The following is a 25,261-nucleotide window of genomic DNA, read 5'->3' as shown; positions in this document are numbered from 1 at the left end:
CAGACGCGGCGGACCGTCAGACGCGGCGGACCAGGGGGAAGGGCAGGGTCTCGCGGATGGTCAGGCCGGTGAGGAACATGACGAGCCGGTCGACGCCGATGCCGAGGCCTCCGGTGGGCGGCATCGCGTACTCCAGGGCGTCGAGGAAGTCCTCGTCCAGTTCCATGGCCTCCGGGTCTCCCCCGGCGGCCAGGAGCGACTGCGCGGTGAGGCGGCGGCGCTGCTCGACGGGGTCGGTCAACTCCGAGTAGGCAGTGCCCAGTTCGGTGCCGAAGGCGACGAGGTCCCAGCGTTCGGCGAGGCGCGGTTCGGCCCGGTGCTGGCGGGTGAGCGGGGAGACGTCGGTCGGGAAGTCCTTGTAGAAGGTGGGCAGCTTCGTCCGCTCCTCGACGAGGCGTTCGTACATTTCGAGGACGATGTCCCCGCGGCCGTCTTCCGCCGTGTGGGGGACGCCGGCCCGTTCGCAGTGCCGGTGCAGGGCCGCCAGGGGTGTGTCCGCGTCGATCTCCTCGCCGAGCGCCTCGGAGATCGCGCCGTAGACGGTCTTCACCGGCCAGGGCCCGGAGATGTCGTGCTCGACGCCGTCCTTGTACGCCACCGGTCCGCCGAAGGCGGCGGTCGCCGCGCCCTGGATGAGTTCGCGGGTGAGGTCGAGCATCACGTCGTAGTCGGCGAAGGCCTGGTAGGCCTCCAGCATCGTGAACTCGGGGTTGTGCTTGTAGCTCACGCCCTCGTTGCGGAAGGTGCGGCCCATCTCGAAGACCTTCTCCATGCCGCCGACGCAGAGCCGCTTCAGATACAGCTCCGGTGCGATGCGCAGGTAGAGATCGAGGTCGTAGGCGTTGATGTGCGTGGTGAAGGGACGGGCGTTGGCACCGCCGTGGATCTGCTGGAGCATCGGCGTCTCGACCTCCAGGTAGCCGCGGTCCAACAGGCCCTGGCGCAGGGCCTGCACGGCGACGGACCGGGCCCGGACCACCTCGCGGGCGCCGGGGCTCGCCACCAGGTCGAGATAGCGGCGGCGCACCTTCGCCTCGGGGTCGGTCAGGCCGCGCCGCTTGTCGGGCAGCGGGCGCAGACACTTGCCGGAGAGGCGCCAGTCGGTGACGAAGACGGTCAGCTCACCCTTGTCGCTCGTACCGACCGTGCCGGTGGCCGTGATGTGGTCACCGATGTCGATGCCGGCGGTGAAGCGGTCGAGCAGGCCGGTGCCCGTCGTCGCACGGGTGAGGGCGAGCTGGCGGTCCCCCGACCAGTCGCGCAGCACGACGAAGACGACACCCCCGAAGTCGCGTACGAGCATGACGCGCCCCGCCACCATGACCTGTGCGCCCGTCATGTCTCGGTTCAGGGAGGCCAGTTGATGGGTGGGCGGCGGCAGGCCCACGGGGTAGGGGTCCGTGTCCTCGGCGCGCAGCCGGTCGAGTTTGTGGTGGCGTACGCGGATCTGGTCCGCAAGCTTCGAGGCGGGGTCGGCGTCGGCCGTGCCGCCCTGCCCCGCGAGGCCGAGCGCGGCGATCGAGGGGAGGCCCTCGGTGGTGGCGGGCCGGGCCACGCCGCGGGGCCTGTGGTGGCCCTTGCCCCAGAGCTTGCGCAGGGACGGTACGGAGACGAAGCCCTCGGCGATGCCGGACGCCAGGCTGATGCGGGCGAGGGCGCCGCTGTCGCCGTAGCAGATGAAGCGCGGATACCACTCGGGGTGGTACTTGGCGTTGGAGCGGTAGAGCGCTTCGAGCTGCCACCACTTGGAGAAGAACAGCAGCAGCTTGCGCCACAGGCGCAGGACCGGTCCCGCGCCGATCCGGCCGCCCTCCTCGAAGACCGAGCGGAACACAGCGAAGTTGAGGGAGATGCGGCGCACGCCGAACTTCGGTGCCGCGGCGCACAGTTCGGCGACCATGAACTCCATGACGCCGTTCGGGGCGGTGCGGTCGCGGCGCATCACGTCGAGGGAGACGCCGTCCTTGCCCCAGGGGACGAGGGAGAGCAGGGCGAGGAGCCTGCCGTCGGCGTCGAGGGCCTCGACGAGGAGGCAGTCGCCGTCCTCGGGGTCGCCCAGGCGGTCCAGGGCCATGGAGAAGCCGCGCTCGGTCTCGGTGTCCCGCCAGGCGTCGGCCTTGTCGATGATCTCCTCCATCTCCTCGTCGGTGAGGGTGGAGTGACGGCGGACGCGGGTGGTGGCGCCGGTGCGGCGTACACGGTTAACGGCCTGCCGGGTCACGCGCATGTCCCGGCCGTCCAGGTCGAAGCCCGCCACGTGCAGGATCGCCTCGTCGCCCAGTTGCAGCGCGCCGAGCCCGCAGCGGGCGTACGCGGTGGCGCCGTCCTCGGAGGCGCCCATCACGGCGGGGGCCCAGGCGTACCGCCGGGCCACGTCCAGCCAGGCGCCGATCGCGTGCGGCCAGGCCTCGCGGTCGCCCACGGGGTCGCCGCTGGCCAGGCAGACCCCGGCCTCGACGCGGTAGGTGACGGCGGCCTTGCCGCTGGGTGAGAAGACGACGGCCTTGTCGCGCCGGGTGGCGAAGTAGCCGAGCGAGTCCTGCTCCCCGTACGCCCCGAGGAGCGCGCGGATGCGGGGCTCCTCGTCGCCGTGCAGGGCGGCTTCCATGCGCTGGGAGCGGAAGAGCGTGGCGGCGGCGTTCAGGAGGGCGAGCGCGCCGAACAGGCCGAGCCAGAAGAACAGGGGGCGCGGCGGGGCGCCGTGGAAGTACTCGTGGCCGTGGATCAGTCCGCCGCAGACGCGGTTGGCCGCCCACAGCAGGCGCTCGTGGCGGGGCAGGCTGCCGGGGAACAGCTGTACGAGCCCCCAGCCCACCAGGACGGCGACGCCGAGGCCCCCGGCCAGCACCGCGACGGCCCGCCAGAGCGCGCCGCGCCGCGAGTCCGCGGAGAACTCCTTGCGGGCCAGGATCAGCAGCACGAAGGCGATGCCGCAGACGACGAAGGAGGGCAGCGACTCGGCCCAGTAGCCGAGTGCCGCGCCGAGCACGTCGAAGGCGAGCAGCAGCGCCAGGTAGATGACGACGAGCCACCAGGTGACCTTCTTGCGGGCGGCGGTCGCGGCGGCGAGCAGGAAGAGGAAGACGGCGTACGCGAGGTTCGCGCTGACCGGGACCGTGACGAGTTCCAGGAAGCGCATGACGGGCATGAGGAGGCGGCGCAACGCGGGGATGAGCGCGACGACAGCGCAGAAGACGCCGAGGGCGCCGAAGAAGGCGGCGAAGCCCTCCGGGACGCGGGCGAGGAACCGACCGCGGGGCCGCGCCGGCCCGGTCGGCCCTGCGGCCTCGGCGTTCTCCTCGGCGACACTCATGGGCACGACTCTAAGAAGCCCCCCGCCTCGGCGCGCGCCGAGGAACCGGGGCCGGGAGCGGGAGGGCCAGGGGGTCGGCCGCCTGCCTGCCCGCAGTGGCGCGGCCCGCCTCCGTTAACCTCACGGGCGTGAGCGAAGACCAGTCCCACCAGTTCGAACGCGGTACCGACGGGCCCAAGGTGATCGTCGTCGGAGTCGATGGCTCCGATTCATCGCTGCGGGCCGCGGCATATGCCGGTGGCCTTGCCCGGCGCCAGCACGCCCTCCTCGCCGTGGTCTATGTCCAGCCGGTGCTCGCGGCGGGCGCCGCGCTCGGCGCCCCGGTCGCCGAGACCACGGACGAGATCGCCGAAGGGCTCATCGCGGAGATCAGGGAGGCGGCCGAGCGGGTGAAGGACATATTCGACGTCCGATGGGAGTTCCACACCTTCCGTGGCGATCCCTACAGCGGTCTCGTCTCCGCGGCCGACGAGCTGAAGGCCGACGCCGTGGTCGTCGGCGCCTCCGAGCAGGCCGGCCACCGCATCGTCGGATCTGTCGCCGTCCGCCTGGTGAAGGCGGGCCGCTGGCCCGTCACGGTGGTGCCGTAACCGCCGGCCACCGGCGAATGAACCCTCACGCGCAAGGGGTGTGGCGTCTTCCGTCGGGGCGCGGCCTGGGCCATCATGATCCGCCATCAGCCGACTGCCGTCCGCGAAGAGGTGGAGCTCATGGCGGGACTCCGGATGGGGCAGGGCATCCTGCGCCGCAAGCCCATCGAACACATCGAGGAGACGGAGGCGGGCGGCGGGCTCGCCCGCTCGCTGGGGCTCTGGCAGCTCACGGCGATCGGTGTCGGCGGCATCATCGGCGCCGGCATCTTCACGCTGGCGGGCACCGTCGCCAACGAGAAGGCCGGGCCCGCGGTCCTGGTCTCGTTCCTGATCGCCGGTGTCGCGAGCGCCGCGGCGGCGTTCTCGTACGCCGAGTTCGCGGGTCTCATCCCGAAGGCCGGATCCGCGTACACGTACGGCTATGTGGTCCTCGGTGAGCTGGCCGGGTGGTTCATCGGCTGGGACCTGCTCCTGGAGTACACGGCGATCGTGGCGGTGGTCGCGATCGGCATCTCCGGCTACTTCAACTTCCTGATCAACGACATGGGCGCCGAGCTGCCCGCGTGGATGCTGGGCGCGCCGGGCACCGGCGACGGGCACAGGGTCGACCTCTTCGCGGCGCTGCTGTGCCTGCTCATCGCGTATCTGCTCACCCTCGGCATCAAGAACGCGGCGCGCTTCGAGATGGTCGTCGTGGTCCTCAAGGTCCTCGTCGTGCTGCTGGTGATCGGCGTGGGGTTCTTCCACGTCAACACCGGCAACTACCAGCCGTTCTTCCCCTTCGGGGTGAGCGGCGCGTTCACGGGTGCGGCGACCGTGTTCTTCGCGGTCTTCGGTTACGACGCCATGTCCACGGCCGCCGAGGAGTCCAAGGACGCCCAGCGCCACATGCCGAAGGCGATCCTCTACTCCCTCGCCGTCTCGATGGTGCTGTACGTCCTCGCGTGCCTGGTCCTCACCGGTATGCAGGGGTACAAGGACATCGACCCGGAGAGCGGGTTCTCCAGCGCGTTCAAGGCGGTCGGGCTCGGCGGGCTCGCCGATGTCATCGCGGTGGGCGCGATCATCGGCATCCTCACCGTGATGTTCACGTTCATGCTGGGCGTCACGCGCGTGTGGTTCTCCATGAGCCGTGACGGCCTGCTGCCCAAGTGGTTCGCGAAGACGCACGAGACCCGGCACGTGCCGACGCGCGTGACGTGGATCGTCGGGTTCGCCTCGGCCGCCATCGCCGGGTTCCTGCCGATCGGCGAGGCGGCCGAACTGACCAACATCGGCATCCTGCTGGCGTTCGTCGTGGTGTGCGTCGCGGTGATCGTGCTCCGGTACAAGCGGCCCGAACTGCCGCGCACCTTCCGCTGCCCGGGGATGCCGGTGGTGCCCGCGGTCGGGGTCGTCTTCTCCATCTGGCTGATCACGTTCCTCCAGTGGCAGACCTGGGTGCGGTTCGCCGTGTGGTTCGCGGTCGGCCTGCTGGTGTACTTCGGGTACTCCTACCGGAAGTCGGAGCTGGCGAAGGCGGAGCGGAACCCCGTCGAGTAGCGCGCGCTACCTGCCCATCACCAGGCCGTCCTCGGCCGCGCCCCGGCTGAGGACGACCCGGCGGATCCGGTCGCGCACCTCGCGTACGTCCGCCCCGCGCCGCAGCGCCGCGTTGAGGTTCACGACGCGGCCCTCGCCCGTGTCGAACCACATGGGGACGAACTCGGCCTTCCTCACCTTCCACCGCCCGCCCGGCGTGGCCGGTGGCGCGAAGGTGAAGCGGCCGATGGAGTTCTGGTTGCCGCGCGGGTCGTGGTCGCCGTCGTGGTTGATCATGCTTCCGGCGATCTGGTCGCCCATGCCGTAGATGATCCAGGTGCCGTTGACCTTCTCGTACGCCTGGGGAACGTGCGCGTGCGTGCCGATGATCAGGTCGATGTCGGGGCGGCCCTTCTTGCGTGAACCGGTGAGCTGCTTGCCGAGGCGCAGCTGGCGGCGGTCGGGGGCGGTCTGCCACTCCGTGCCCCAGTGCAGGCTGACGACGACCACGTCGGCGCCCGCCTTCCGCGCCGCCCGGGCGTCCGCGACGATCTTCTCGCGGTCGATCAGGTCGACCGTCCAGGGCTTGCCCTTCGGCATCGGGTAGCCGTTCGTGCCGTAGGTGTACGCGAGCTGTGCGACCTTGGCGCCGCCCGCCCGCAGCCACGCCGGTCTCCTGTCCTCGGCAGCGGAGCGGGCCGAGCCCGCGTGCTTGACGCCCGCCTTGTCCAGCGCGTCCAGGGTGCGGCGCACGCCCGCAGCACCGTCGTCCAGGGTGTGGTTGGAGGCGGTGGAGCACGAGTCGTAGCCGGTGGCCCTGAGGGCGCGGGCCACCTGGGGCGGGGACTTGAAGTCCGGGTAGCCGCTGTAGTCGCCCTTGGCCCCGTACACCGTCTCCATGTGGCAGATCGCCAGGTCGGCCTTGGAGACAACGGGCTTGGCACCGGCGAGCATCGGCCCGAAGTCGTAGCCGTCGCCGTCCGCGTCGGCCCTGGCCTGGCGGATGATCGAGGAGTGCGGAAGGACGTCTCCGGAGGCGACGAGGGTGAAGCCGCGCCGCTCGGCCGCGCCGCCGCTCGCCGGGGAGTGGGCCGGCCCCGGGCCGGAGGAGGCGCTTCGTGACGCCTTCCGCGCCGAGTACCACTTGTCGGTGCCGCTGTCCGGCTCCGCGGCGCAGGCGGCGGTGCCGGTCATCAGGAGGGCCGTCGCGGCGGCGGCCGCCGGTCGCCGCCTCCTGGCCGGCGAGGGGGTACGTGGGGCGGGTGGGGTCCCTGTGTGCCGTGCATGCGGTGCGCGCTGCGTCATCGATCAGGCTCCGTGAAAGGGGGGAAATCAGGTCATATGAATGAATGAGCGGAGTTAACGATGAATCAAGGACCAATGCCGACCCAGTCCCCGAAAGGGAGTCAAATCATTAGGCCCTGTGACGCGAACAACACGGACCCGCTCACCTGCGGGGAAACCGGGGGCCGGGTCAAGCCTCCGTAAAGCGCCTTGCTCAGCACCCCCTCGGAGTAATCGGCTGTCCTCATCCGTGTTCCGGATTGGGGCGGGCCAGAGGCCGGTGACGCGCACGGAACGGAGGAAGGCGGAAGCGGGATGCAGTACGAGAGCAGAGGCAACACGGAAGACCCCCAGGGCGGCGAACTGGCCGTGCCCATGGCGTGGTTGTACGCCGAGTACATCGCCGACGAGTTGCTGCGCACCGGCGATCTGATGCCGCCCACGTCCTTCGAGTACCGCGCCGGACGCGACGCGCTCGCCCTGACGATCTTCCTGTCGGACAGCAGGGGCGAGCTGTCCGGCATCCGGGTGATCACCCAGCTGGAGACCTGGCTCTCCCTGACGGAGTACGACCAGATCTGGCAGGAGTGGGTGCGCGAGCGGATGGACCTGCTCCTGGAGGACGCCGCCGTGTCGGGCACCCCGAACTCCGATCTGGACCTCGCCGAGCTGGCCTGGCGGTGGCTGGAGGAGACCGAGCTGCTCGCGCCCGACCTGGACGCGGTGCCGGGCGGGGGCGCCCTGCCGGGGGAGGAGGACGGGCCCAAGGTGTGGACGCCCGCGTGGCGGCTCGGGCTGCCCCTCGGACACCTGGCGATCCATCTGTTCTGACGCGGGCCTTGAATGATTCGGCGGTCCCCTGCGTACCGGAGGGCAGGCAACACCTCTCACCGTAAGGAACGCCATGAGGTCCCTGGAGCGGCATCGTGACGCCGGCGCCTACGCGCTCGGCGTCCTGGACGAGGCGGACGCGTTCCGGTTCGAGGATCACCTCCCGGAGTGCGGCGCGTGCCTCCTGACGCTCGCCGAACTCCAGGAAACCGCACGCCTGTTGGAGTGCTACGGCCGCACTTTGGAGGGCTACGGCCGCACCGCCGAGCCTCCCGCGGCGCCCGGCCCGGCGCTCCTGGACCGGACCCTGCGCGACATCGGCCGACTGCACACCGTGCGGCGCGGAGGGCGGCTGTGCGCCGTCGTCCTCGCCGTCGCCCTGGCCTTCGGCGGGCCCGCCGTGACCCTTGTGGCGGCCTCCGGGGCCGGGCCCGAGCGGGTCAGCGCGCGTGACGCCCGTAGCGGGGTCCTCGCCACGCTGACGGCCCGCGACCGCGCCTGGGGGACGGATCTCGCGCTCACCGTGCGGGACCCGGCGCCGCGGGCGCGGGTCTGCGAGCTGGTCGCCGTCGGCAAGGACGGCTCGGAGCGGACCGTCACGACCTGGAAGGCCCCCGGAAGGACCGCGGAGATCCCGGCCGCGGCGGCCCTCCGTCCGGGACAGACCGACCGCTACGAGGTGCGGACGACGGACGGGGAGCGGCTGGTGACGTTACGTCTGTGAGAGCCGCTACGGCCGTGAGCCGCTTCGTCCGTGAGAGCCGCGCCCCGGCCAGGAGCCCCCTACGGCCGCCCCTCACTTCAGCAACCGCGACAGCCTCCGGTCGGCCAGCGGCTTTCCGCCCGTCTGGCACGTCGGGCAGTACTGCAAGGAGGAGTCGGCGAAGGACACCTCCCGGATCGTGTCGCCGCACACGGGACACGGCTCGCCGGTGCGGCCGTGCACGCGCAGCCCGCTCTTCTTCTCCGCCTTGAGACGGCCCGCCGCCACTCCGCGCGAACGCTCCACCGCCTCCGTCAGCGTGTCCCGGAGAGCCCGGTGCAGCCCGTGGATCTCCTCCTCGGTGAGGCTCGACGTCCGTTTGAACGGGGACATGCGGGCCGCGTGCAGGATCTCGTCGCTGTACGCGTTGCCGATCCCGGCGATCAGGCCCTGGTCGCGCAACGCGCCCTTGATCTGCCGCCGTTCACCCGCGAGGAGGCGGGCGAACCGCTCCTCGTCGAAGTCCGGGGCGAGCGGATCGGGCCCCAGCCGCGCGATGCCCGGGATCTTCGACGGCGCCTCGGTGACGTACACCGCGAGGCGCTTTTGGGTGCCCGCCTCCGTGAGGTCGAAGCCCTCCCCCGTCTCCAGGGCGACGCGCAGCGCGAGCGGGCCCTTGCCGGGGCGCGGGGTGCCGTCGGGGAGCCGGTCCTTCCACTGGAGCCAGCCGGCGCGGGCGAGGTGGGTGACGAGGTGCAGCCCGTCCGCGTCGACGTCCAGGAACTTGCCGTGCCGGGTCACGGCCGTGACGGTGCGGCCCTCCAGGGCGGTGAGCGGAGGGTCGTACGTCTTGAGGACGCTGATCGCGACGGGCAGCACACGGACGATCGCGCGGCCGACCAGATGTTCCGTCAGAAAGCCTCGCAGCGCCTCGACTTCGGGCAGTTCCGGCATGGTTCTCCCTCGGGCCCGCGTCAGGCCCGTTCGTTCCTGGCGGGCACGATGAACTCGCACCACACACACTTGCCGCCGCCTCGCGCGTCCACACCCCATACGTCCGTGAGCCGGTCCACCAGCAGCAGACCGCGGCCCGACACGCCCTCCTCGCCCGCCTCGCGGCGGCGCGGCAGTGCGCTGGAGGAGTCCTCGACGTCGACGCGCAGCCTCCGGTCGGTGCCGGTCAGGACGCGCAGGGTCACGATCGCGGAGCCGTCGGTGTGCATCAGCGCGTTGGTGATCATCTCGTCGGCGACCAGCTCGATCTCGTCGGCGCGCTCCCCCGCTCCCCAGGCGCGCACGGCGGCCCTGATCATGTGGCGGGCCTCGGCCAGCGCCTCCGGGTCGCTCGGCGCCACGTGCTGCTGGAGGCGGCCTCCCGAGCGGGGCGCGTCGATCATGCGGCGGCGCAGCAGGAGCAGCGCGGCGTCGTCGTCGCCGCCCCGGCCGTCGATGATGCCGCAGAGCCGGTCGGCGAGCTTCGACAGGTCGCGGGGCCCGGTGGCGGCCAGCTCGGAGAGGGCCTGCATGCCGTCGTCGAGGTCGGCGCCCGGCACTTCGACGAGACCGTCGGTGCAGAGCAACAGGGTCTGGCCCGGGTCGAGTTCGAGGGTGGTGACGGGGTAGTCGAGCCTGCCGAACTCGGCGGAGAGGCCGAGGGGCAGGCCGCCGTCGACGGGCACCCTGCGGCAGGAGCCGTCAGCGAGCTGGAGGAGCGGATCGATGTGGCCCGCTCGCACGAACTGCACCACGCCGGTCGACAGGTCGGCCTCCGCGTACAGGCAGGTCGCGAAGCGCTCGGTGTCCAGCTCGTGCAGGAAGCCGGAGGCGCGGGCCATGACGGTGGCGGGCGTGTGCCCCTCGGTGGCGTAGGCGCGCAGCACGATGCGGAGCTGACCCATGACCGCGGCGGCGTGGGTGTCGTGGCCCTGGACGTCGCCGATGACGGCGCCGACCCGGCCGCCGGGCAGCGGGATCACGTCGTACCAGTCGCCGCCGATGTCCCGGCCGAGGGCCGCCGAACGGTAGCGGACGGCGATCTCCGCGCCCGGCACCCCGGGGATGGTGCGCGGCAGCATGGCCTGCTGGAGGCCTTGGGCGAGGTCCTTCTCCTGCTCGTAGAACATGGCGCGCTGGAGGCTCTGCGCGATGCTGCTGCCGAGGGCGACCAGGACGTTGCGCTCCTCCACGGTGAAGCCGGTCTTGTCCTGGTAGAGCAGGCCGAGCGCGCCGATCGGCCGGGCCTGCGCGATCAGCGGCAGATACGCGGCCGAGGTGATGCCCAGCTCGGCGATGTGCGGCCACAGCAGCGGATAGGAGTCCGCGAAGTCGCGGGCGCTCTCGATGTAGCGCGGCGCGAGCGTGCGCACGACCTCGCTCATCGGGTACTCCTCGTCGATGCGGGTCACCCGGGTGCCCGGCACGAAGCTGCCCACGGGGCCCTCGGCGACGAGACGGATCCGCCCCGCCTCGACCAGGCCCATGACCAGGTTCGACGCCCCGAGGTGTGCGAGGCCGTGGGTGTCCTTGAGTACGTCGATGACGTCCTGCACGGTGCGGGCGTGCGCCAGGGCCGCCGTGGTGCCCTGGACGATGCTGGTCGTGCGGCGCCGCTCGGCCTCCTCGTCGACCCGTTCGCGTACGACGGGCGGGCTGTCGCCCAGCTCGCGGGTGGCGTCCCTGACGATGCCCACGATGCGGCGGGGCCGGCCCGTGGCGTCGCGCCGGATGCAGCCGTTCGTGTGCGTCCAGCGCAGTCCGCCGCCCCGGCAGCGCACCCGGAAGTAGGCGCCGTAGGTCTGGCTGCCGTCCTTCAGGGCGTGCGAGACGATCTCATCCAGGCGGTGCGCCTCGGCGGTCGGGACGCGCGCGGCGAGGCTGTCGGGCCGGCCGTCGTATTCGTCGGGGCGTACGTCGAAGACCTCGTGGGCGGTGGCGTCCATGCGCATCAGGCCCGTGTCGAGGTCCCAGTCGAAGCAGCCCATGCGCAGCGCGGCCCCGTACAGCTCCATGAAGCAGCCGGCCGGCTCCCCGGCCGGCTGTCCACAGCGGCAGTGCCCCGTCGGGTCGTGCCCACAGGTACCCGCGTCCATGGGGCCACGCTAGGCGGAGCCCCCGGCGCGCGCATGTGGGGGAAGCGGCGGCGCGGGGCGCCGGGCGCCGGGCTCTACGCCGTCTCGGCGACCTTGCCCTGCATCCGCGTCGCCACCTCCGCCCACATCTCGGCGCTCTCACCGGCGAGGTACGCCACGACGCCCCGGCAGTGCGGGGGCACCTTGTCGATGATCTGGTCCCACTCCTCCATGCTGATCGTGTGGATGTTGAGCAGCCGCAGCAGGGTGCGGCCGACCTCGCTGAAGCGCAGCGCCGGGTCCGCCTTGAGGCGCTTGACGGCGGCGGCACGGTCCTGGGCCGCGTCCCTGTCGGGGACGGCCGAGGGGCGCACGCGGGGGGCGACGACGCGGTGCTCGCCGCCCGGCTGCCTGCCGCGCCGCACCACGGGGTCCTCGCCCCGCATCATGCGGTTGCGCACGTCCCGTACCGTCTCCGGCGAGATGGACGCGACGCGGGCGACCTGGCGCAGCGACAGGCCGGGGTTCTGGGCGATCAGCTCGCTGGCGAGCCTGCGCCCCTCGGCTCCGTTGATGGGCCGGACGCGGCCGTCGTGGCCGATCCGGCTGCCGTCCCCCGTTCCGCTGCCCGGCTCCCGCCGACGGATGTCCGCGACGGTGCCGGGGGCGATTCCGCTGACCGAGGCGATCATCCGGTCCGACCACTGCGGGTGGGTGGCGATGATGCGTGCGGCCGCGCGCTTGCGGTCCGCGGTCGTCAGCGGCAGGCCGTGCGTGACGTTCGATTCGACGGCGAGGACGAAGGCGTCGTCCTCGGCTCCGTCGAAGTACTTCACCGCGATCTTGCGCTGACCGCGTAGCTCCGCGGCGCGCAGCCGGTGCAGGCCGTCGATGACCCGCATCGTGGGACGGTGCACGGTGATGGGCGGCAGCGGGGTCTGGACGACCGCCAGCGCCTCCACGTGGTCCGGGTCCACTCCGGACGTACGCGGTGAGTCCGCCGTCGACAGCGAGCCGATCTCGACTTCGACGACCATTAGTTGGTCGAACTGTTCGTGCCCAGGTGTTGCCAACTCAACTCCCCCTCAAGCTCTGATGTCCCCCGTGGATGCGCGTCCCCCGGCACACTGGACGGCTCTCACCACATCGCCGCGTGGGCTGCGTCCCGTACGCATCCGCCCTTCGTCGAGGGCCCCTGAAATGAATGCGCTGCGCGCACCGCAGACGTCGTTCTCCCGGATTGCACGACGTGTTCTCCCGGATGGTGCGGCAAAGGGGTGCGGCGCGCAGTCGTGCGCCCCCGCCGAATTCCCTCATCCGATGAGGCCGACCTCACCTGACGAACCGGGCCGAACATTCCGTCGAATGTGCGATCGTGGGGGAAATTCCCCGCCGACCGGACACACTTACCCTAACAACGCCCTTTCGGCGCTGGTACCCCTCACTAATAGCTCACTCACAGGTTCCGCCACCCCTATTCACCCCTACCGGCCCGCACTTCGGCCACCGGCCGTGCGGGGAGGCGGCCCATCAGCGGCGACAGCCGGGCGACGGCGTCGGCCACCTCGGCGATCTCCGGCCGGGTCAGGGCCTGGTCGCCGTCGCACAGCGCCGTTCCGGGGTCCGGGTGTACGTCGATCATGACGCCGTCCGCACCCGCGGCGAGGGCGGCGCGGGTGAGCGGAAGGACGAGGTCCCTGCGGCCTCCGGAGTGCGAGGGGTCCACGATCACCGGCAGGTGGGACAGGCGCTGGACGACCGGCACCGCGCTGATGTCCAGGGTGTTGCGGGTCGCGGTCTCGAAGGTGCGGATGCCGCGCTCGCACAGCACGATGTCGAGGTTGCCGCGCTGCGCGATGTACTCGGCGGCCATCAGCCACTCCTCGATCGTGGCGCCGAAGCCGCGCTTGAGGAGCACCGGCATGCCGGCCGCGCCCACCTCCTGGAGCAGGGCGAAGTTGTGCATGTTGCGGGTGCCGATCTGGAGCATGTCGGCGTAGGGAGCGACCAGTTCGACGCCGGCCGGGTCGATGACCTCGGTGACCAGCGGCAGTCCCGTCTCGGCCTTGACGTCGGCGAGGATGCGCAGCCCGCTCTCGCCGAGGCCCTGGTAGGCGTAAGGGGACGTGCGGGGTTTGAAGGCGCCGCCGCGCAGCAGCGAGGCGCCCGCGGCCTTGGCCATCAGGGCGGCCGCGAGGGTCTGCGAGGGGGTCTCCACGGCGCAGGGGCCCGCGATGACGGTCAGGGTGTCGGGACCGATGGGCACGCCCGCGACGGTGACCGCGGTCCTGTCGACGTGGTGCTCGCGGCTGACCAGTTTGTAGGGCACCGAGATCCGCACGACGTCGAGGACCCCGCGCAGATGCGAGAGGTTCAGGGCGGCGAAGGCGTCCACGTCCCCCACGAGACCGACGATGGTGCGGGTCACGCCGCGGCTGACGAATGCGTCCCCGCCCGCCGTACGCACCAGTTCGACGACCGCGTCCACGTCCTTCTGTGTGGCCTCCGGGGCCATCACGACGACCAAGGGGTCCTCCTCGGGGATTTCCCGTGTGCATGGATAAGTGGCTGGAGCACAATGATGTGAACGAGCTGAACGGAATTCGTTCGGTGATGTTCGGGGGGATTCATCGCCGTACTCGCCGTACTCGCCGTACCACCGTAGAAGTGCCCCGGATTTTCCTCAACGAAGTCCCGTGCCGTCGTCCAACTGCGCAATATCCATTCCCTGTCCGCCGAGGTGGTCCGGCGGCGGAGGGAAGGCGATTTCCACCGCGAGTCCGCCTCCCGTGCGGGTCCGCGCGCTGATGTCGGCCCCGTGGGCGACGGCGACGGCGTGGACGATCGCCAGACCGAGTCCATGGCCCTCGCCCGCGGTGCGGCCGAGCCGCTGGAAGGGTTCGAAGAGCCGCTCCACCTGCTCGGGCGGCACCGGCGGCCCCGAGTTGGCCACCGTGACGACGGCGCGCCCGCCCCGGGTGCGCGTGGCGATCTCCAGGTGTCCGCCGGGGGTGTTGTGGCGTACGGCGTTGTCCACGAGGTGGGCCATCAGGTTCTGGACGAGCACGGGGTCGCCGACGGCGGGCGCGGGGCCGATCACCGGCTCGGCGCGCAGGCCCCGGCGCTCGATCTCCGGGCGCGCGGCGTGCAGGACCCACTCGGCGATGAGGGAGACGTCCAGCGGTTCCCTGTGGTCCAGGCCGCGCTGGCTGCTGGACAGGGTGAGCAGCGACTCCAGGAGGCGTGCCTGCTGTTCACTGATCGCGAGGAGCCGCTCGAAGTTCGCCCGGAACGACTCCGCGGTGGCCTCGCGGTCGATCAGCGACTCTTCGAGCAGCGCGTGTTCCAGGGTGAGCGGGGTGCGCAGCTCGTGGGCGGCGTTGGCGACGAAGCGCCGGTGGGAGTCCAGTGCCGCGTCGAGCCGGCCGAGGAGCCCGTCGACGGTGTCGGCGAGGACTTTCAGCTCGTCGGCGGGGCCCCGCACGGCCAGCCGTTCGTGGATGTTGTGGGCGGAGATGCGCTGGATGGCGCCGGTCATCGTGCGCAGCGGGCGCAGGGCCCGCCCGGCGATCAGCCAGCCGAGCGCGGCCGAGACGACCACCATGAGGGCCAGCGCGATCCCCGACTGGACCAGCAGCTGCCGCAGGTTGGCCCGGCGCTGGCGGGACGCCTGCTCGCGCAGTTGCCCCGCCAGGTCGCCGGGCGGTACGGGGCCCCGGGCGCCGGGGACGCCCTCGTCGACGGGGACGCCGTCGCCCGGCCCGGTGAGGAGTTCGCCGTCCGCGCCCCCGACGAGGACGTCGCCGCCCGATGACCTCGCGACGAGCAGATAGGTGATCGCGAGCAGGATCGCCCCGGAGGCCAGGAACAGCCCGCCGTACAGCAGCGTCAGACGTACGCCCACCCGCCGGGGCGTCGGGCGGCGCCGGGTCGCGGGTGCCAGGGCGGCGAGCGAGGGCAGGCGCATGGGTCCCTCAAATCCGGTAGCCGCCCCGAGGAATGGTCTCGATGACGGGCGGGTTGCCGAGCTTGGGCCGCAGGCGGTTGATCGTCGCCTTGACGGTGGTGGTGAACGGATCCGTCGCCTCGTCCCACACGCGCTCCAGGAGTTCCTCGGCCGACACGACCCGGCCCTGGGCGGCGAGCAGGTACTCCAGGACCGCGAACTCCTTGGGGGTGAGCGGCAGTCGCTCCCCGGCACGCGAGGCGACGCGCTGCGCCGGGTCGAGTCTCAGGTCGCCCCGGACCAGGACCGGCGGCAGCGCGGGCTGCGAGCGCCGTGCGAGCGCCCGGATGCGGGCCACCAGCTCGGCGTACGCGAACGGCTTGGGGAGGTAGTCGTCCGCGCCGAGGCTGAAGCCCTCCACGCGGTGGGCGATCGTGCCGGACGCGGTCAGCATCAGCACCCGGGCCTGCAACGGCTGTTCGGCCAGTTTTCTGCACACCTCGTCCCCGTGCACGCCGGGCAGGTCACGGTCGAGCACGACCACGTCGTAGTCGACCACGGAGGTGCGCTCCAGGGCGTCGAGTCCGTCGTGGACGACGTCCACCGCCATCCCTTCCCTGCGCAGCACCCGCGCCACCGACTGCGCCAGCTCGGCGTGGTCCTCGACCACCAAGACCCTCATCGTCCACCCCTCGCCGAGCCCGCCACGGGCGTCCGTGGCGGGCTTCGGTGTTCGGCCGCCCGGACTGCCGGAAGCGTACTGCCGGGGCCCGGGCCACGGCGGTCACAGCTCTTCGGACCGCGGTGTGACCGTCCGCCGCGTAGAAACGACAACCGTGGTCCTCCTCCGTCGGTCCCGCCGGCTAGCCCACGTGCAGCCGGTCCCACGCGTCGTGCGTCGCGGGTGCCGCGCGCTCACCCGCTCCCGCGAGGGGGCTGAGCTTCGCCGCGAGGTCGGCTCGCCGCTGGACGTCGAGCTTGCGGTAGGCGCGGGTCAGGTGCTGCTCGACGGTGCTGATCGTGATGCAGAGCTTGTCGGCTATCTGGCGGTTGGTGTGGCCGCGGACGGCGAGCGTGGCCACTCTCAGTTCGGCGTTGCTGAGTTCGTCGGGATGTCGGCGGTTCCCGGACGACCACGGCTGCTCGGCGGGATGTGGCCCGCGGGCGTCGGCGGCGCGCGCCGGGGGCACGGGCAGGCCGCACTCCGCGGCCAGTTGCTGGGCCTTGCGGGCGAGGGCGCGCGCCTGGCCGCTCTTGCCGAGTTCGCGCTGGGCCCGTGCCAACTCGTCGGTGGCTCTGGACAGTTCGAGCCGGTGGCCGCGGTCCCGCAGGATCTCTATGGCCTCGCCGAGCAGCGGCGGCCGGTGCCCGGCGTTCAGGGTGCTCGCGAGCGCCCGCAGGGAGGCGGCGCGCGCCCAGCCGTTGCTCCGCCCCACCAGGGCCAGTTGTTCCTCGGCCAGGCCCCGGGCGTGGTCGGTGTCGCCGAGCGACAGATGGGCCTCGGCGGCGTCCGTGCGCCAGGGCACGAGCGCGGGCAGGTCGAGCCCCCAGCGCGTCATGAGATCCCCGCAGGTGAGGAAGTCGTCGAGTGCGGCGTAGGGGCGCCCGGCCGCGAGGTAGTAGTGGCCGCGGGCGCGGAGGTAGAGCAGCCCGTCGGGTGTCCGGAACGCCGCGTCGGGGACGGGGACGGTCAGCCGGCCGGCCGCCTCGTCGAACCGGCCCATGGCGGTCAGGGTGTACACGGACGTGGCGAGGGGCGAGGCCGCGGCGACGCCCCAGCCGTCGGCGGGGACCAGGGTGAGCGCCGCGCGCGCCGACTCCTCGGCGGCGGCGAGCGCGCCCGTACGCAGTTCGACGCGGGCCTTGGCCGAGGCGAGCAGCGCCTGCCACATGGGGGCGCGCCGCCCGGCGGCCTCCCGCAGGAGGGTCTCGCACCAGAAGGCGGCGGCCTCCAGCCGGTCGGCGAGGACCAGGGAGTTCAGCGCGACGAGGAGCGCCGTCAGGGTGCTGTCGTCGAGGCGGGTGCTCTGGAGGATCTGCTCGGCCCTGACGACCACCTCGCCGTCCGCGCCCGCGGCGCCGTGCGGCCCGTGGAATACGGCCTTCATCAGGCTCGCCGCCCGCTGGTGGGGGCTGCGGTCCCGGCACGGGGCGTGCTCGGGGGCGGCGTGCTCCGGCGTCCGGTGTTCGGGGTCGTCGCCGAGGCAGGCACGGGTGGCGGCGGGGAGTCCCGGATAGGCGTACGTGATCCAGCGGCGCGGGCAGTCGTGCCAGTGGGGTGTGCCGGACCCGGGTCGCCCGGACGTGCCGTGCTGTTCGGCGGCGCGCAGCACGTCGAGGGCCCGTTCAACGTGGCCGAACCAGAGGAGGTGACCGACGAGTTCGTCGGCGTCGCGGGTGCCGAGGCGGCCGTCCAGCGCGGCCGCGAACAGTTCGGGCAGGTGTTGGGCGACGCTGGAGGGGTTGACCCGCCAGCCCGCGCGGGTGAGCGCGGCCCGGATCTCCAGGGCCTGGCGGGAGTCGGTGCGGGAGTCGCGGGCGACCCGCAGACAGGCGAGGGCCAGGTCGACCTCGTCGTCGGCGAGGGCCCGGTCCGCGGCCTCGATGAGGGTGCGCAGCGCCCAGGGGGCGTCCACGGTCCCGGCCGCCATCAGGTGCTGGACGACGACGGTCGCGGTCGCGCCGTGCTCGTGCAGGACCTGGGCGCAGCGGGTCTCCAGGCGGCTGCGGTCGGCGGGGTCCATGCTTCTGAGGACCGCGGTGCGGCCTGCGTCGTGGCGGAACCACCCGGCGTCGAGAAGGCCCGCGTCGTTCAGCGCGCGCAGGCTGCGGTGGAGGGACTCCCGGGTGCCGCCGAGGACTTCCACCAGCTCGGCGAGCGGCACGTCGGGGCCTGCCACGGCCAGCGCCCAGGCGGTGCGCCGTGTGGCGAGGTCGCTGCGGTACAGGGCGGTCGCGACGGCCTGTACGAACGCCTCGCCCGGCACCAGGTCGGCACCGGGTTCGCCTGCGGCACCCGCGGTGCGGTGGTCCTCGATCAGCGCCCGGGTCAGCAGCGGGCTGCCGCCGCCCAGCTGGTGGAGCTGTGTGACGAGCTTGCGCGTCCGCCGCCCGGGCTCACCGAATCCCGAGATCATTTCGGCCACTCCTTGCCGCTGGAGAGGCCCGAGCCTGATATTGCGGCATCCGGGAAGGCGCAGCAAATCGACGCGCAGTCGCGTATTAGCGGTCAGAAAGCCGCTGTTCTCCCCCAGCACGACCAGAACGCGACTGACGGTGAGTCGGCGGGCCAGGTAGAGGAGGCATTCCAAGGACTGCCTGTCGGCGTGGTGCACATCGTCGATGCCGAGCACCACGGTACTTTCCCTGGCCTTTTCGAGGACAATCCCGCAGAGCTCGGGAATCTCGTTCATCGCGACAGCGGGCAGTGCGTCCTGCCCTCGTGACTGCGCGGCGTCCGCGACGAGGCCGAGGAGGCGGGCCGCGCGCCGGGAGTCCGCGCCGAGGAGTCCGGCGCCCAGCAGCAGTTGCCCCATGACCCCAAGGGGCAGGTCGCTCTCCGCCTCGGACGCCGTGGCCTGCAAGTACAGGGCTCCGGCGGCGGTCGCACGGCCGCCGAAGGCGCGCAGGAGCGCGGTCTTGCCGCTGGCCACCGGGCCGCTTACCAGCAGGACTCCGCCATGCCCGGCCGCGCACGAGTCGAGCATGCTTTCCATGATCGAGAATTCGTCACCACGTTCCACCAAGTCCATGAGCCGACTTCTCCCCCGTGCCTGACGGCTGATCGTTGACCGGCCGGACGGCCAGCTGGATCAATTCCCCTGACTTGACCTGCCACCCGTGCGTCGACTCTGCCATATCTGAAAATCAATCACCAGCGCTATTTGACGCGATGCCATCTTATTACCGTCGCGAATGCGCCACGCCCGAAACAATCGGACGTCCCCACTCCATATGCGGCGAGAACTCGCGCACATATGCCTGATGAGTGAATTCAACGGCTTTTCAGAACGCGGTTGCGAGTCGGCCCGATAGACGGTGGTGACGGTTGGGGCGACAGCGACACGGGGGCCGGGGAACGATTGGCCCGATCGGCGTGGCCCCGCCGGCGGCCACTTGACTGATTCGCGGGCCCGGCCCCCTGCCCGATCGGGCGCGCGGCCGGGGCCCGGTCAGCTGTCGAAGGTGCCCGGATCGCTGTCGGAGAGGGGGTTCTCGGACAGATAGGGGTCGTCGGGCTCCACCTGCGGTTCGCAGCCGGGCGGCAGCGGCGAGGACTGCTCCTCGGGAGTGCCGGTGCCCGGGGACAGGCTCGGACAGTCGGACGGCGTGGTGCCGGGATCTTCGGGGGTGACGTCCTCGTCCGGCTGGTCGTGGCCGGGGTCCTGGCTCCGGTCGGAGTCACGGTCGGATTCCGTGGGGCCAGGGGTGTCCTCCTCGTCCTTGGATTTGTCGGGGTCCACGGACTCGTCCGGGTCCACGGACTCGTCCGGGTCGAGGGACTCGTCCGGGTCGAGGGAGTCGTCCGGGTCGGTGGGGGGCGGGGTCGGCGGCACCGGCGGCTTGGTCACGCGGTCCTTGTGGCCGTGCTCGTCGCCGACCTTCCGCTCGATCCAGGTGTTGTCGACGATGTTCACGATGACGATGGTGACGATCGGCTGCGGCGCCGGGGTCACCACGACCACGCGCGCCGGCTGATAGCCGCTCCAGGGACGGCCGTTGTGGCGGGGCGTGCTTTTGAAGGCGACCGGCGGCTTCAGGGGGTTCCCGCAGGCGCAGCGCACCCTCGGCAGCCCCCGGTCGTCGACCAGGACGGCCGTACCCGCCTGAAGGACGGACTGGAAGCCGGTCGCGGAACCGCCGCGGAAGCCGTGGTTGGTCACGCGGGTGTCGGCCCGCAGCACGACGGGCGTGAGGCCGCGCAGATAGCCGGGTATCGCCGCCTGGTCGATGCCGGACACCTGCGCGAAGGCCCGGGCCTTGGCCTGGTCGGCGGTGAGGAAACGCACCTGCCTGTCGACGTCACAGCTGCCGGCGGAGCGCGTGCCGCCGTACAGGCCCGGTGTACCGCCCGACAGGGAGCGGGTGCCCTGCGGGGTGGCCGACCCGGTGGGCGAGGGTTGCGGCGAACGGGTGACGGGCGGCGGGCTCGCGGCGGTCTTCGCGGTGGAGTCGGTGAACGGGTCGGGGCCCTGCGCGGCGACGGGCTGCATGAACAGTTCGCGGCCGCTTCCGGCGGTGTTCTCGCCGCCGTCCCCCGAGCAGCCCGCGACCGCGAGGGCCACGGATATCGCGAAGGTCATCGCGTAGGTCCTGGTGGGTGCGCGCACGGGTTCTCCCGCTGTAGCCGGGTCATGTGCCCCGCTCTGTCCGCAGGGGGTTCCGTCATTGTCTGCGGGGGCCCGGGGCGCCTCGCAAGCCGAAGCGGCTCGCCCGGCGTCACAATGGTGGCGTGGAGTGGTTCACGGCGGACGCGTACGGATTGAGTCGGCTGATCTTCCAGCGGGCCCTGGCCGCGCTCTATCTGGTGGCATTCCTGGGGGCCGCCCTCCAGTTCCGGGCGCTGATCGGGGAACGCGGGATGCTGCCGGTGCCGCGGTATGTGGAGCGCGTCCCGTTCGGGCGGGCTCCGAGCCTGTTCCAGCTCCACTATTCGGACCGGTTCTTCGCGTTCTGCGCGTGGGCGGGGTGCGCGGTGGCGGTGGCGCTGCTCGCGGGCGCCGACGGTCTGCTTCCGCTGTGGGGCGCGATGCTGCTGTGGCTGATCCCGTGGGCGCTCTGTCTCTCCATCGTGAACGTGGGGCAGACGTGGTACGGCTTCGGCTGGGAGTCGCTGCTCCTGGAGGTGGGCTTCCTCGCCGTCTTCCTCGGCAACGACGAGGTCTCGCCGCCCGTTCTGATCCTCTTCCTGCTGCGGTGGGTGCTCTTCCGCGTGGAGTTCGGCGCGGGGCTGATCAAGATGCGCGGCGACGCGTGCTGGCGCGAACTCACCTGCCTGTACTTCCACCACGAGACGCAGCCGATGCCGGGGCCGCTGAGCTGGTTCTTCCACCACCTCCCGAGGCCCGTGCACCGGATGGAGGCCGCGGCCAACCACGTCACCCAACTAGCGGTGCCTTTCCTGCTGTTCACCCCGCAGCCGGTGGCGACGGTCGCGGCCCTCCTGATGATCGTGACCCAGCTGTGGCTGGTCCTGTCCGGCAACTTCGCCTGGCTGAACTGGATCACCGTCGTGGTGGCGGTGACCGCCGTGGACTTCTCCGCCTGGCGCACTCCGTCGCGGTTCGCGCCCGCCCCGCTCTGGTACGAGGTGCTGGTCATCGCCGTCACCGTGCTGCTCCTCGCGCTCAGTTACCGCCCGGTGCGCAATCTGCTGTCCCGGCGCCAGGTCATGAACCGCTCGTTCGACCCGCTGCACCTCGTCAACGCGTACGGCGCGTTCGGCAGCGTCAGCCGTGTCCGCCAGGAGGTCGTCGTGGAGGGCACGGCGGACCCCCACCCCCGCGAGGACTCCGAATGGCTCCCCTACGAGTTCAAGGGGAAGCCCGGCGACCTGCGGCACTGGCCGCGCCAGTTCGCCCCGTACCATCTGCGGCTGGACTGGATGATGTGGTTCGCCGGGCTCTCCCCCGCCTACGCCCGCTCGTGGTTCGGCCCGATGGTCGAGCGCCTCCTGGACGGCGACCGCGACACGCTGCGACTGCTGCGCCGCTCGCCGTTCCCTCCCGAGTCCCCGCCGGTGTACATCCGCGCCCGGCTGTACCGCTACCAGTACACGACCTGGCGCGAGCTGCGTGACACGGGAGCGTGCTGGAAGCGCGGATACGTCCGCGAGTTCCTGCCGCCGACGAGGCTCGCCGCCCCGGCTCGGAAGCCGTAGACACGGCGTGACGGCGCGATCACGAGGGCGACCGGGCGGATTTTGACGCCGGAGGCCCTGCCGTCACACGGGAGCGCGCCGGGCACCGGCCTAGCCGACCCGCCGTCCGAACCGCAGGGTCACCAGCTCGAACGGCCGCAGCTTCACCGACACCGCGTCCCCCGTCAGTTCCGGCGCCGCCACCTCGTCCAGCGGGCGCTCCAGGAGGTCGGTCACCGTGACGTCCGCCGCCGGGAAGCCCGCCGTCAGCGTCGCCTTCGCGCGGCCGCCGCGTGACTCGTGGAAGCGGACGACGACGTCACCGCTGCCGTCGTCGGCGAGCTTCACCGCCGTGACCACCACGGCGTCGTTGTCGACCGTGACCAGTGGCGTCACCTCGCAGCCGCCGCTCACCCGCCGCTCGGGCAGGTTGATGCGGTACCCCTCGCGCACCGCGTCGCCGATCGCCGCGCCCGGCACCAGCGCGTGCCGGAAGCGGTGCACACCCTGGTCGGTCTCGGGGTCGGGGAAGCGCGGGGCGCGCAGCAGCGAGACGCGGACGGTCGTCGTCGTACCCTCGTCGTCGCCGCGGACGGCCCGGGTCACGTCATGGCCGTACGTCGAGTCGTTGACCAGCGCGACCCCCCAGCCCGGCTCCTCCAGGTGCACGAAGCGGTGGTTGCACGCCTCGAACTTGGCTGCCTCCCAGCTCGTGTTGGTGTGCGTGGGCCGGTAGAAGTGCCCGAACTGGGTCTCCGAGGCGTACCGCTCCGCGTGGATGTCCAGTGGGAAGGCGAGCTTCAGGAACTTCTCGGTCTCGTGCCAGTCGACCTCGGTGTCGATGTCGAGCCGCTGCGCGCCCGACGCCAACGACAGGACCTGCGTGAGCCGCGAATCACCGAAGGCGCGCACGACCCGGACCGACGCGCCCTCACCCGCGGTGACCTCGTCCGCCTCCGTGAGGTCGGTGACGGTGTTGCGGTAGAACTCGTCCACGTCCCACGCGTCCCACATGTTCGGGAAATCGGCGTGCAGTTGCGGCAGGTTCGCCGCCGCTCCGGGTGCTACGGTCTCGCGGTCGGCGACGAGGTCGTACGCGGACACGACCAGTCCCCGCGCGTCGATCTCGACCCGCAGCAATTCGTTGTCGAGGACGAAGCCCCCCTCGGCGCGCGCCTCGATCGCCGACCGTCCGCCGACCGCCGCGGTCCTGGCGCCGCCCGCGGGCACGCCATCGCGGGCGTGCGGGGTGGAGTTGAAGACCAGCTCGTCGGTGCCCTCACCGGCGAGGGCACGCTGAGCCGCCTCGATGATGCCGTTCAGCTCCCGCGCGAGCGCCGCGTAGGTCGCGCGGGCCTCGCGGTGCACCCAGGCGATGGACGAGCCGGGCAGGATGTCGTGGAACTGGTGGAGCAGCACCGTCTTCCAGATACGGTCCAACTGCTCGTAGGGGTACGTGAATTCGGCACACCGTACGGCGGCCGTCGCCGCCCACAGCTCCGCCTCCCGGAGCAGGTGCTCGCTGCGGCGATTGCCCTGCTTGGTGCCGGCCTGGCTGGTGAGGGTCGCCCGGTGCAGTTCCAGATACAGCTCGCCGACCCACACGGGAGCGTTCGGGTACTCGGCCTCGGCCTTCTGGAAGAACTGCTCCGGCGTCTCCCACCGAACGGTCGCGGAGCCCTCCAGATCCCGCATTCGCGCCGCCTTCGCGATCATCTCGCGGGTGGTGCCGCCGCCTCCGTCGCCCCAGCCGGTGGGTGCGAGCGAGTGCCGGGCGACACCCTTGTCCTTGAAGTTCTTCGCCGCATGGGCGATCTCGCTGCCCTTCATGGAGCAGTTGTAGGTGTCGACGGGCGGGAAGTGCGTGAAGATCCGCGTCCCGTCGATGCCCTCCCAGTTGAAGGTGTGGTGCGGGAAGCGGTTGGTCTGCGACCAGGAGATCTTCTGCGTCAGCAGCCACTTGGAGCCCGCCGCCTTGATGATCTGCGGCAGTCCCGCGGCGAAGCCGAAGGTGTCCGGCAGCCACGCCTCGTCGTTCTCCACGCCGAACTCGTCGAGGAAGAACCGCTTGCCGTGCACGAACTGACGGGCCATCGCCTCGGAGCCCGGCATGTTCGTGTCCGACTCGACCCACATGCCGCCCGCGGGCACGAACCGCCCGTCGGCGACCGCCTTCTTGACCTTCGCCCACACCTCGGGCCGGTGCTCCTTGATCCACGCCCACTGCTGCGCCTGGGACATGGCGAAGACGAAGTCGGGCTCGTCCTCGATGAGCGCGGTCATGTTCGACGTCGTACGCGCCACCTTGCGCACCGTCTCGCGCAGCGGCCACAGCCAGGCGGAGTCGATGTGGGCGTGGCCGACGGCGCTGATGCGGTGCGCGGACGGCTCGGCGGGGGTGCTGAGCACGCCTTCGAGCAGGGCGCGGGCCGCGGCGGCCGAGCCGTTCACGTCCTGGAGGTCGACGGCGTCCAGCGCGCGGCCGACCGCGCGCACGATGTCGTAGCGGCGCCCCGAGTCCTCGGGCAGCTCCCTCATCAGCTCACCCAGTACCTCCAGGTCGATGACGAGCTGCCACACCGTCTCGTCGAAGACGGCGAGGTCCATGCGCGCGAGCTTGTACTGCGGCTCGCTGCCTGCGGTCTCCTTGTCGCCCAACCGGGTGGGCAGGAAGGGGTGGTAGTCGAGGATGACGGGGTTGGAGGCGGCCTCGATGTGCAGCCGCACCTCCTCCCCGCCCTCGGCGGGGGCGGCGATGCGCACCCACTGGTTGCGCGGGTTGAGGCCCTTCACCGGGGTGCCGTCGGGGCGGTAGACGAGGCCCTCGCACTGGAAGCCCGGCATGTTCTCGTCGAAGCCGAGGTCGAGGACCGCCTCGACGGTCCGGCCCGCCCACTCCTTCGGCACCGTCCCGCTGACCCGGAACCAGCTGGTCCCCCAGGGCGCGCCCCACCGCTCCCCGACAGCGGTCGGCACGGGCTCGGCGGCCAGCCCTTCGGCGACGGGTACCGGCTCGCCCGGCGCGTTCCACACCGCGACGTCGAGCGGCACGGAGGCGGGATACACGGCGGGCCTGACGCGCTCGTCCAGAACGCGCTTGAGCCGGGCTTCGACAAGGGTGCGGTCGTCATGCATGGGGGTTC

The 25,261-nt window shown here is 71.8% G+C and carries 16 protein-coding genes; 5 read left to right on the top strand and 11 right to left on the bottom strand.

Going from position 1 to position 25,261, the window contains the following annotated elements; translation table 11 throughout:
• Positions 1 to 16: 16 nt before the first annotated feature.
• Positions 17 to 3,313 (bottom strand): bifunctional lysylphosphatidylglycerol synthetase/lysine--tRNA ligase LysX, encoded by a 3,297-nt coding sequence (gene lysX, locus CP975_RS31840; protein ID WP_055529150.1) that lies wholly within the window; start codon positions 3,311 to 3,313, stop codon positions 17 to 19.
• A gap of 128 nt (positions 3,314 to 3,441) precedes the next feature.
• Between lysX and CP975_RS31835 the strand changes: the two genes are divergently transcribed.
• A complete protein-coding gene (locus tag CP975_RS31835; protein WP_150477620.1) occupies positions 3,442 to 3,903 on the top strand; it encodes a universal stress protein in 462 nt (153 codons plus the stop codon).
• Positions 3,904 to 4,023: 120 nt separating this feature from the next.
• A complete protein-coding gene (locus CP975_RS31830; protein ID WP_150477619.1) occupies positions 4,024 to 5,448 on the top strand; it encodes an amino acid permease in 1,425 nt (474 codons plus the stop codon).
• 6 nt (positions 5,449 to 5,454) lie between these two features.
• On the opposite strand, the gene CP975_RS31825 is transcribed toward CP975_RS31830, so the two are convergent.
• Positions 5,455 to 6,621, bottom strand: coding sequence for a CapA family protein (locus CP975_RS31825; protein ID WP_150477618.1), 1,167 nt, complete (start codon positions 6,619 to 6,621; stop codon positions 5,455 to 5,457).
• A gap of 405 nt (positions 6,622 to 7,026) precedes the next feature.
• On the opposite strand from CP975_RS31825, the gene CP975_RS31820 reads away from it, so the two are divergent.
• Both CP975_RS31820 and CP975_RS31815 read left to right on the top strand, forming a co-directional pair.
• Complete coding sequence (locus CP975_RS31820) at positions 7,027 to 7,542, top strand: hypothetical protein (protein WP_030793123.1); 516 nt, start codon at positions 7,027 to 7,029, stop codon at positions 7,540 to 7,542.
• 73 nt (positions 7,543 to 7,615) lie between these two features.
• The gene (locus tag CP975_RS31815; protein ID WP_055535079.1) at positions 7,616 to 8,266 is read left to right on the top strand and encodes a hypothetical protein; all 651 of its coding nucleotides are present in this window, start codon (positions 7,616 to 7,618) and stop codon (positions 8,264 to 8,266) included.
• Between the two features lie 72 nt (positions 8,267 to 8,338).
• Here the strand turns inward: CP975_RS31815 and CP975_RS31810 are convergent, their stop codons facing one another.
• The 8 genes from CP975_RS31810 to CP975_RS31775 form a co-directional block, all read right to left on the bottom strand.
• Positions 8,339 to 9,199, bottom strand: coding sequence for an Fpg/Nei family DNA glycosylase (locus CP975_RS31810; protein ID WP_055535077.1), 861 nt, complete (start codon positions 9,197 to 9,199; stop codon positions 8,339 to 8,341).
• Between the two features lie 20 nt (positions 9,200 to 9,219).
• Positions 9,220 to 11,334 (bottom strand): SpoIIE family protein phosphatase, encoded by a 2,115-nt coding sequence (locus CP975_RS31805; protein ID WP_150477617.1) that lies wholly within the window; start codon positions 11,332 to 11,334, stop codon positions 9,220 to 9,222.
• A 74-nt stretch (positions 11,335 to 11,408) separates the two neighbouring features.
• Entirely contained in the window at positions 11,409 to 12,386 is a 978-nt protein-coding gene (locus CP975_RS31800; protein ID WP_246201696.1) for a ParB/RepB/Spo0J family partition protein, read from the bottom strand.
• A 401-nt stretch (positions 12,387 to 12,787) separates the two neighbouring features.
• Entirely contained in the window at positions 12,788 to 13,831 is a 1,044-nt protein-coding gene (gene aroF, locus CP975_RS31795; RefSeq protein ID WP_246201845.1) for a 3-deoxy-7-phosphoheptulonate synthase, read from the bottom strand.
• A gap of 165 nt (positions 13,832 to 13,996) precedes the next feature.
• Entirely contained in the window at positions 13,997 to 15,280 is a 1,284-nt protein-coding gene (locus CP975_RS31790) for a sensor histidine kinase (RefSeq protein ID WP_070321291.1), read from the bottom strand.
• Between the two features lie 7 nt (positions 15,281 to 15,287).
• Positions 15,288 to 15,941, bottom strand: a complete 654-nt coding sequence (locus CP975_RS31785; protein ID WP_055535071.1) for a response regulator transcription factor — start codon at positions 15,939 to 15,941, stop codon at positions 15,288 to 15,290.
• A 181-nt stretch (positions 15,942 to 16,122) separates the two neighbouring features.
• A complete protein-coding gene (locus tag CP975_RS31780; protein WP_055535069.1) occupies positions 16,123 to 19,011 on the bottom strand; it encodes a helix-turn-helix transcriptional regulator in 2,889 nt (962 codons plus the stop codon).
• A gap of 420 nt (positions 19,012 to 19,431) precedes the next feature.
• Positions 19,432 to 20,589 carry a DUF6777 domain-containing protein gene (locus CP975_RS31775; RefSeq protein WP_150477616.1) on the bottom strand — a complete coding sequence of 386 codons (1,158 nt, stop codon included), beginning with the start codon at positions 20,587 to 20,589 and terminating at the stop codon, positions 19,432 to 19,434.
• Between the two features lie 122 nt (positions 20,590 to 20,711).
• Here CP975_RS31775 and CP975_RS31770 point away from each other — a divergent pair, with 122 nt between their 5' ends.
• A complete protein-coding gene (locus CP975_RS31770; RefSeq protein ID WP_055535065.1) occupies positions 20,712 to 22,139 on the top strand; it encodes a lipase maturation factor family protein in 1,428 nt (475 codons plus the stop codon).
• 90 nt (positions 22,140 to 22,229) lie between these two features.
• Here the strand turns inward: CP975_RS31770 and CP975_RS31765 are convergent, their stop codons facing one another.
• Positions 22,230 to 25,253: an alpha-mannosidase gene (locus CP975_RS31765; RefSeq protein ID WP_055535063.1), complete on the bottom strand. Its 3,024-nt coding sequence runs from the start codon at positions 25,251 to 25,253 to the stop codon at positions 22,230 to 22,232.
• Between the last annotated feature and the right edge of the window lie 8 nt (positions 25,254 to 25,261).

This window comes from Streptomyces alboniger, assembly GCF_008704395.1.
GTDB classification, from domain to species: Bacteria; Actinomycetota; Actinomycetes; order Streptomycetales; family Streptomycetaceae; genus Streptomyces; species Streptomyces alboniger.
Note: the sequence above shows the minus strand (reverse complement) of the source record. Positions and strands in the feature narration are given on the sequence as shown.

What these genes read in the sequence shown, in the direction of transcription:
- CP975_RS31785 (WP_055535071.1), bottom strand. Translation starts at nt 15,941, where the DNA reads ATGAGGGTCTTGGTGGTCGAGGACCACGCCGAGCTGGCGCAGTCGGTG.
- CP975_RS31825 (WP_150477618.1), bottom strand. Translation starts at nt 6,621, where the DNA reads ATGACCGGCACCGCCGCCTGCGCCGCGGAGCCGGACAGCGGCACCGAC.
- lysX (WP_055529150.1), bottom strand. Translation starts at nt 3,313, where the DNA reads ATGAGTGTCGCCGAGGAGAACGCCGAGGCCGCAGGGCCGACCGGGCCG.
- CP975_RS31765 (WP_055535063.1), bottom strand. Translation starts at nt 25,253, where the DNA reads ATGCATGACGACCGCACCCTTGTCGAAGCCCGGCTCAAGCGCGTTCTG.
- CP975_RS31810 (WP_055535077.1), bottom strand. Translation starts at nt 9,199, where the DNA reads ATGCCGGAACTGCCCGAAGTCGAGGCGCTGCGAGGCTTTCTGACGGAA.
- CP975_RS31780 (WP_055535069.1), bottom strand. Translation starts at nt 19,011, where the DNA reads ATGGACTTGGTGGAACGTGGTGACGAATTCTCGATCATGGAAAGCATG.
- CP975_RS31805 (WP_150477617.1), bottom strand. Translation starts at nt 11,334, where the DNA reads ATGGACGCGGGTACCTGTGGGCACGACCCGACGGGGCACTGCCGCTGT.
- CP975_RS31815 (WP_055535079.1), top strand. Translation starts at nt 7,616, where the DNA reads ATGAGGTCCCTGGAGCGGCATCGTGACGCCGGCGCCTACGCGCTCGGC.
- CP975_RS31830 (WP_150477619.1), top strand. Translation starts at nt 4,024, where the DNA reads ATGGCGGGACTCCGGATGGGGCAGGGCATCCTGCGCCGCAAGCCCATC.
- CP975_RS31820 (WP_030793123.1), top strand. Translation starts at nt 7,027, where the DNA reads ATGCAGTACGAGAGCAGAGGCAACACGGAAGACCCCCAGGGCGGCGAA.
- CP975_RS31790 (WP_070321291.1), bottom strand. Translation starts at nt 15,280, where the DNA reads ATGCGCCTGCCCTCGCTCGCCGCCCTGGCACCCGCGACCCGGCGCCGC.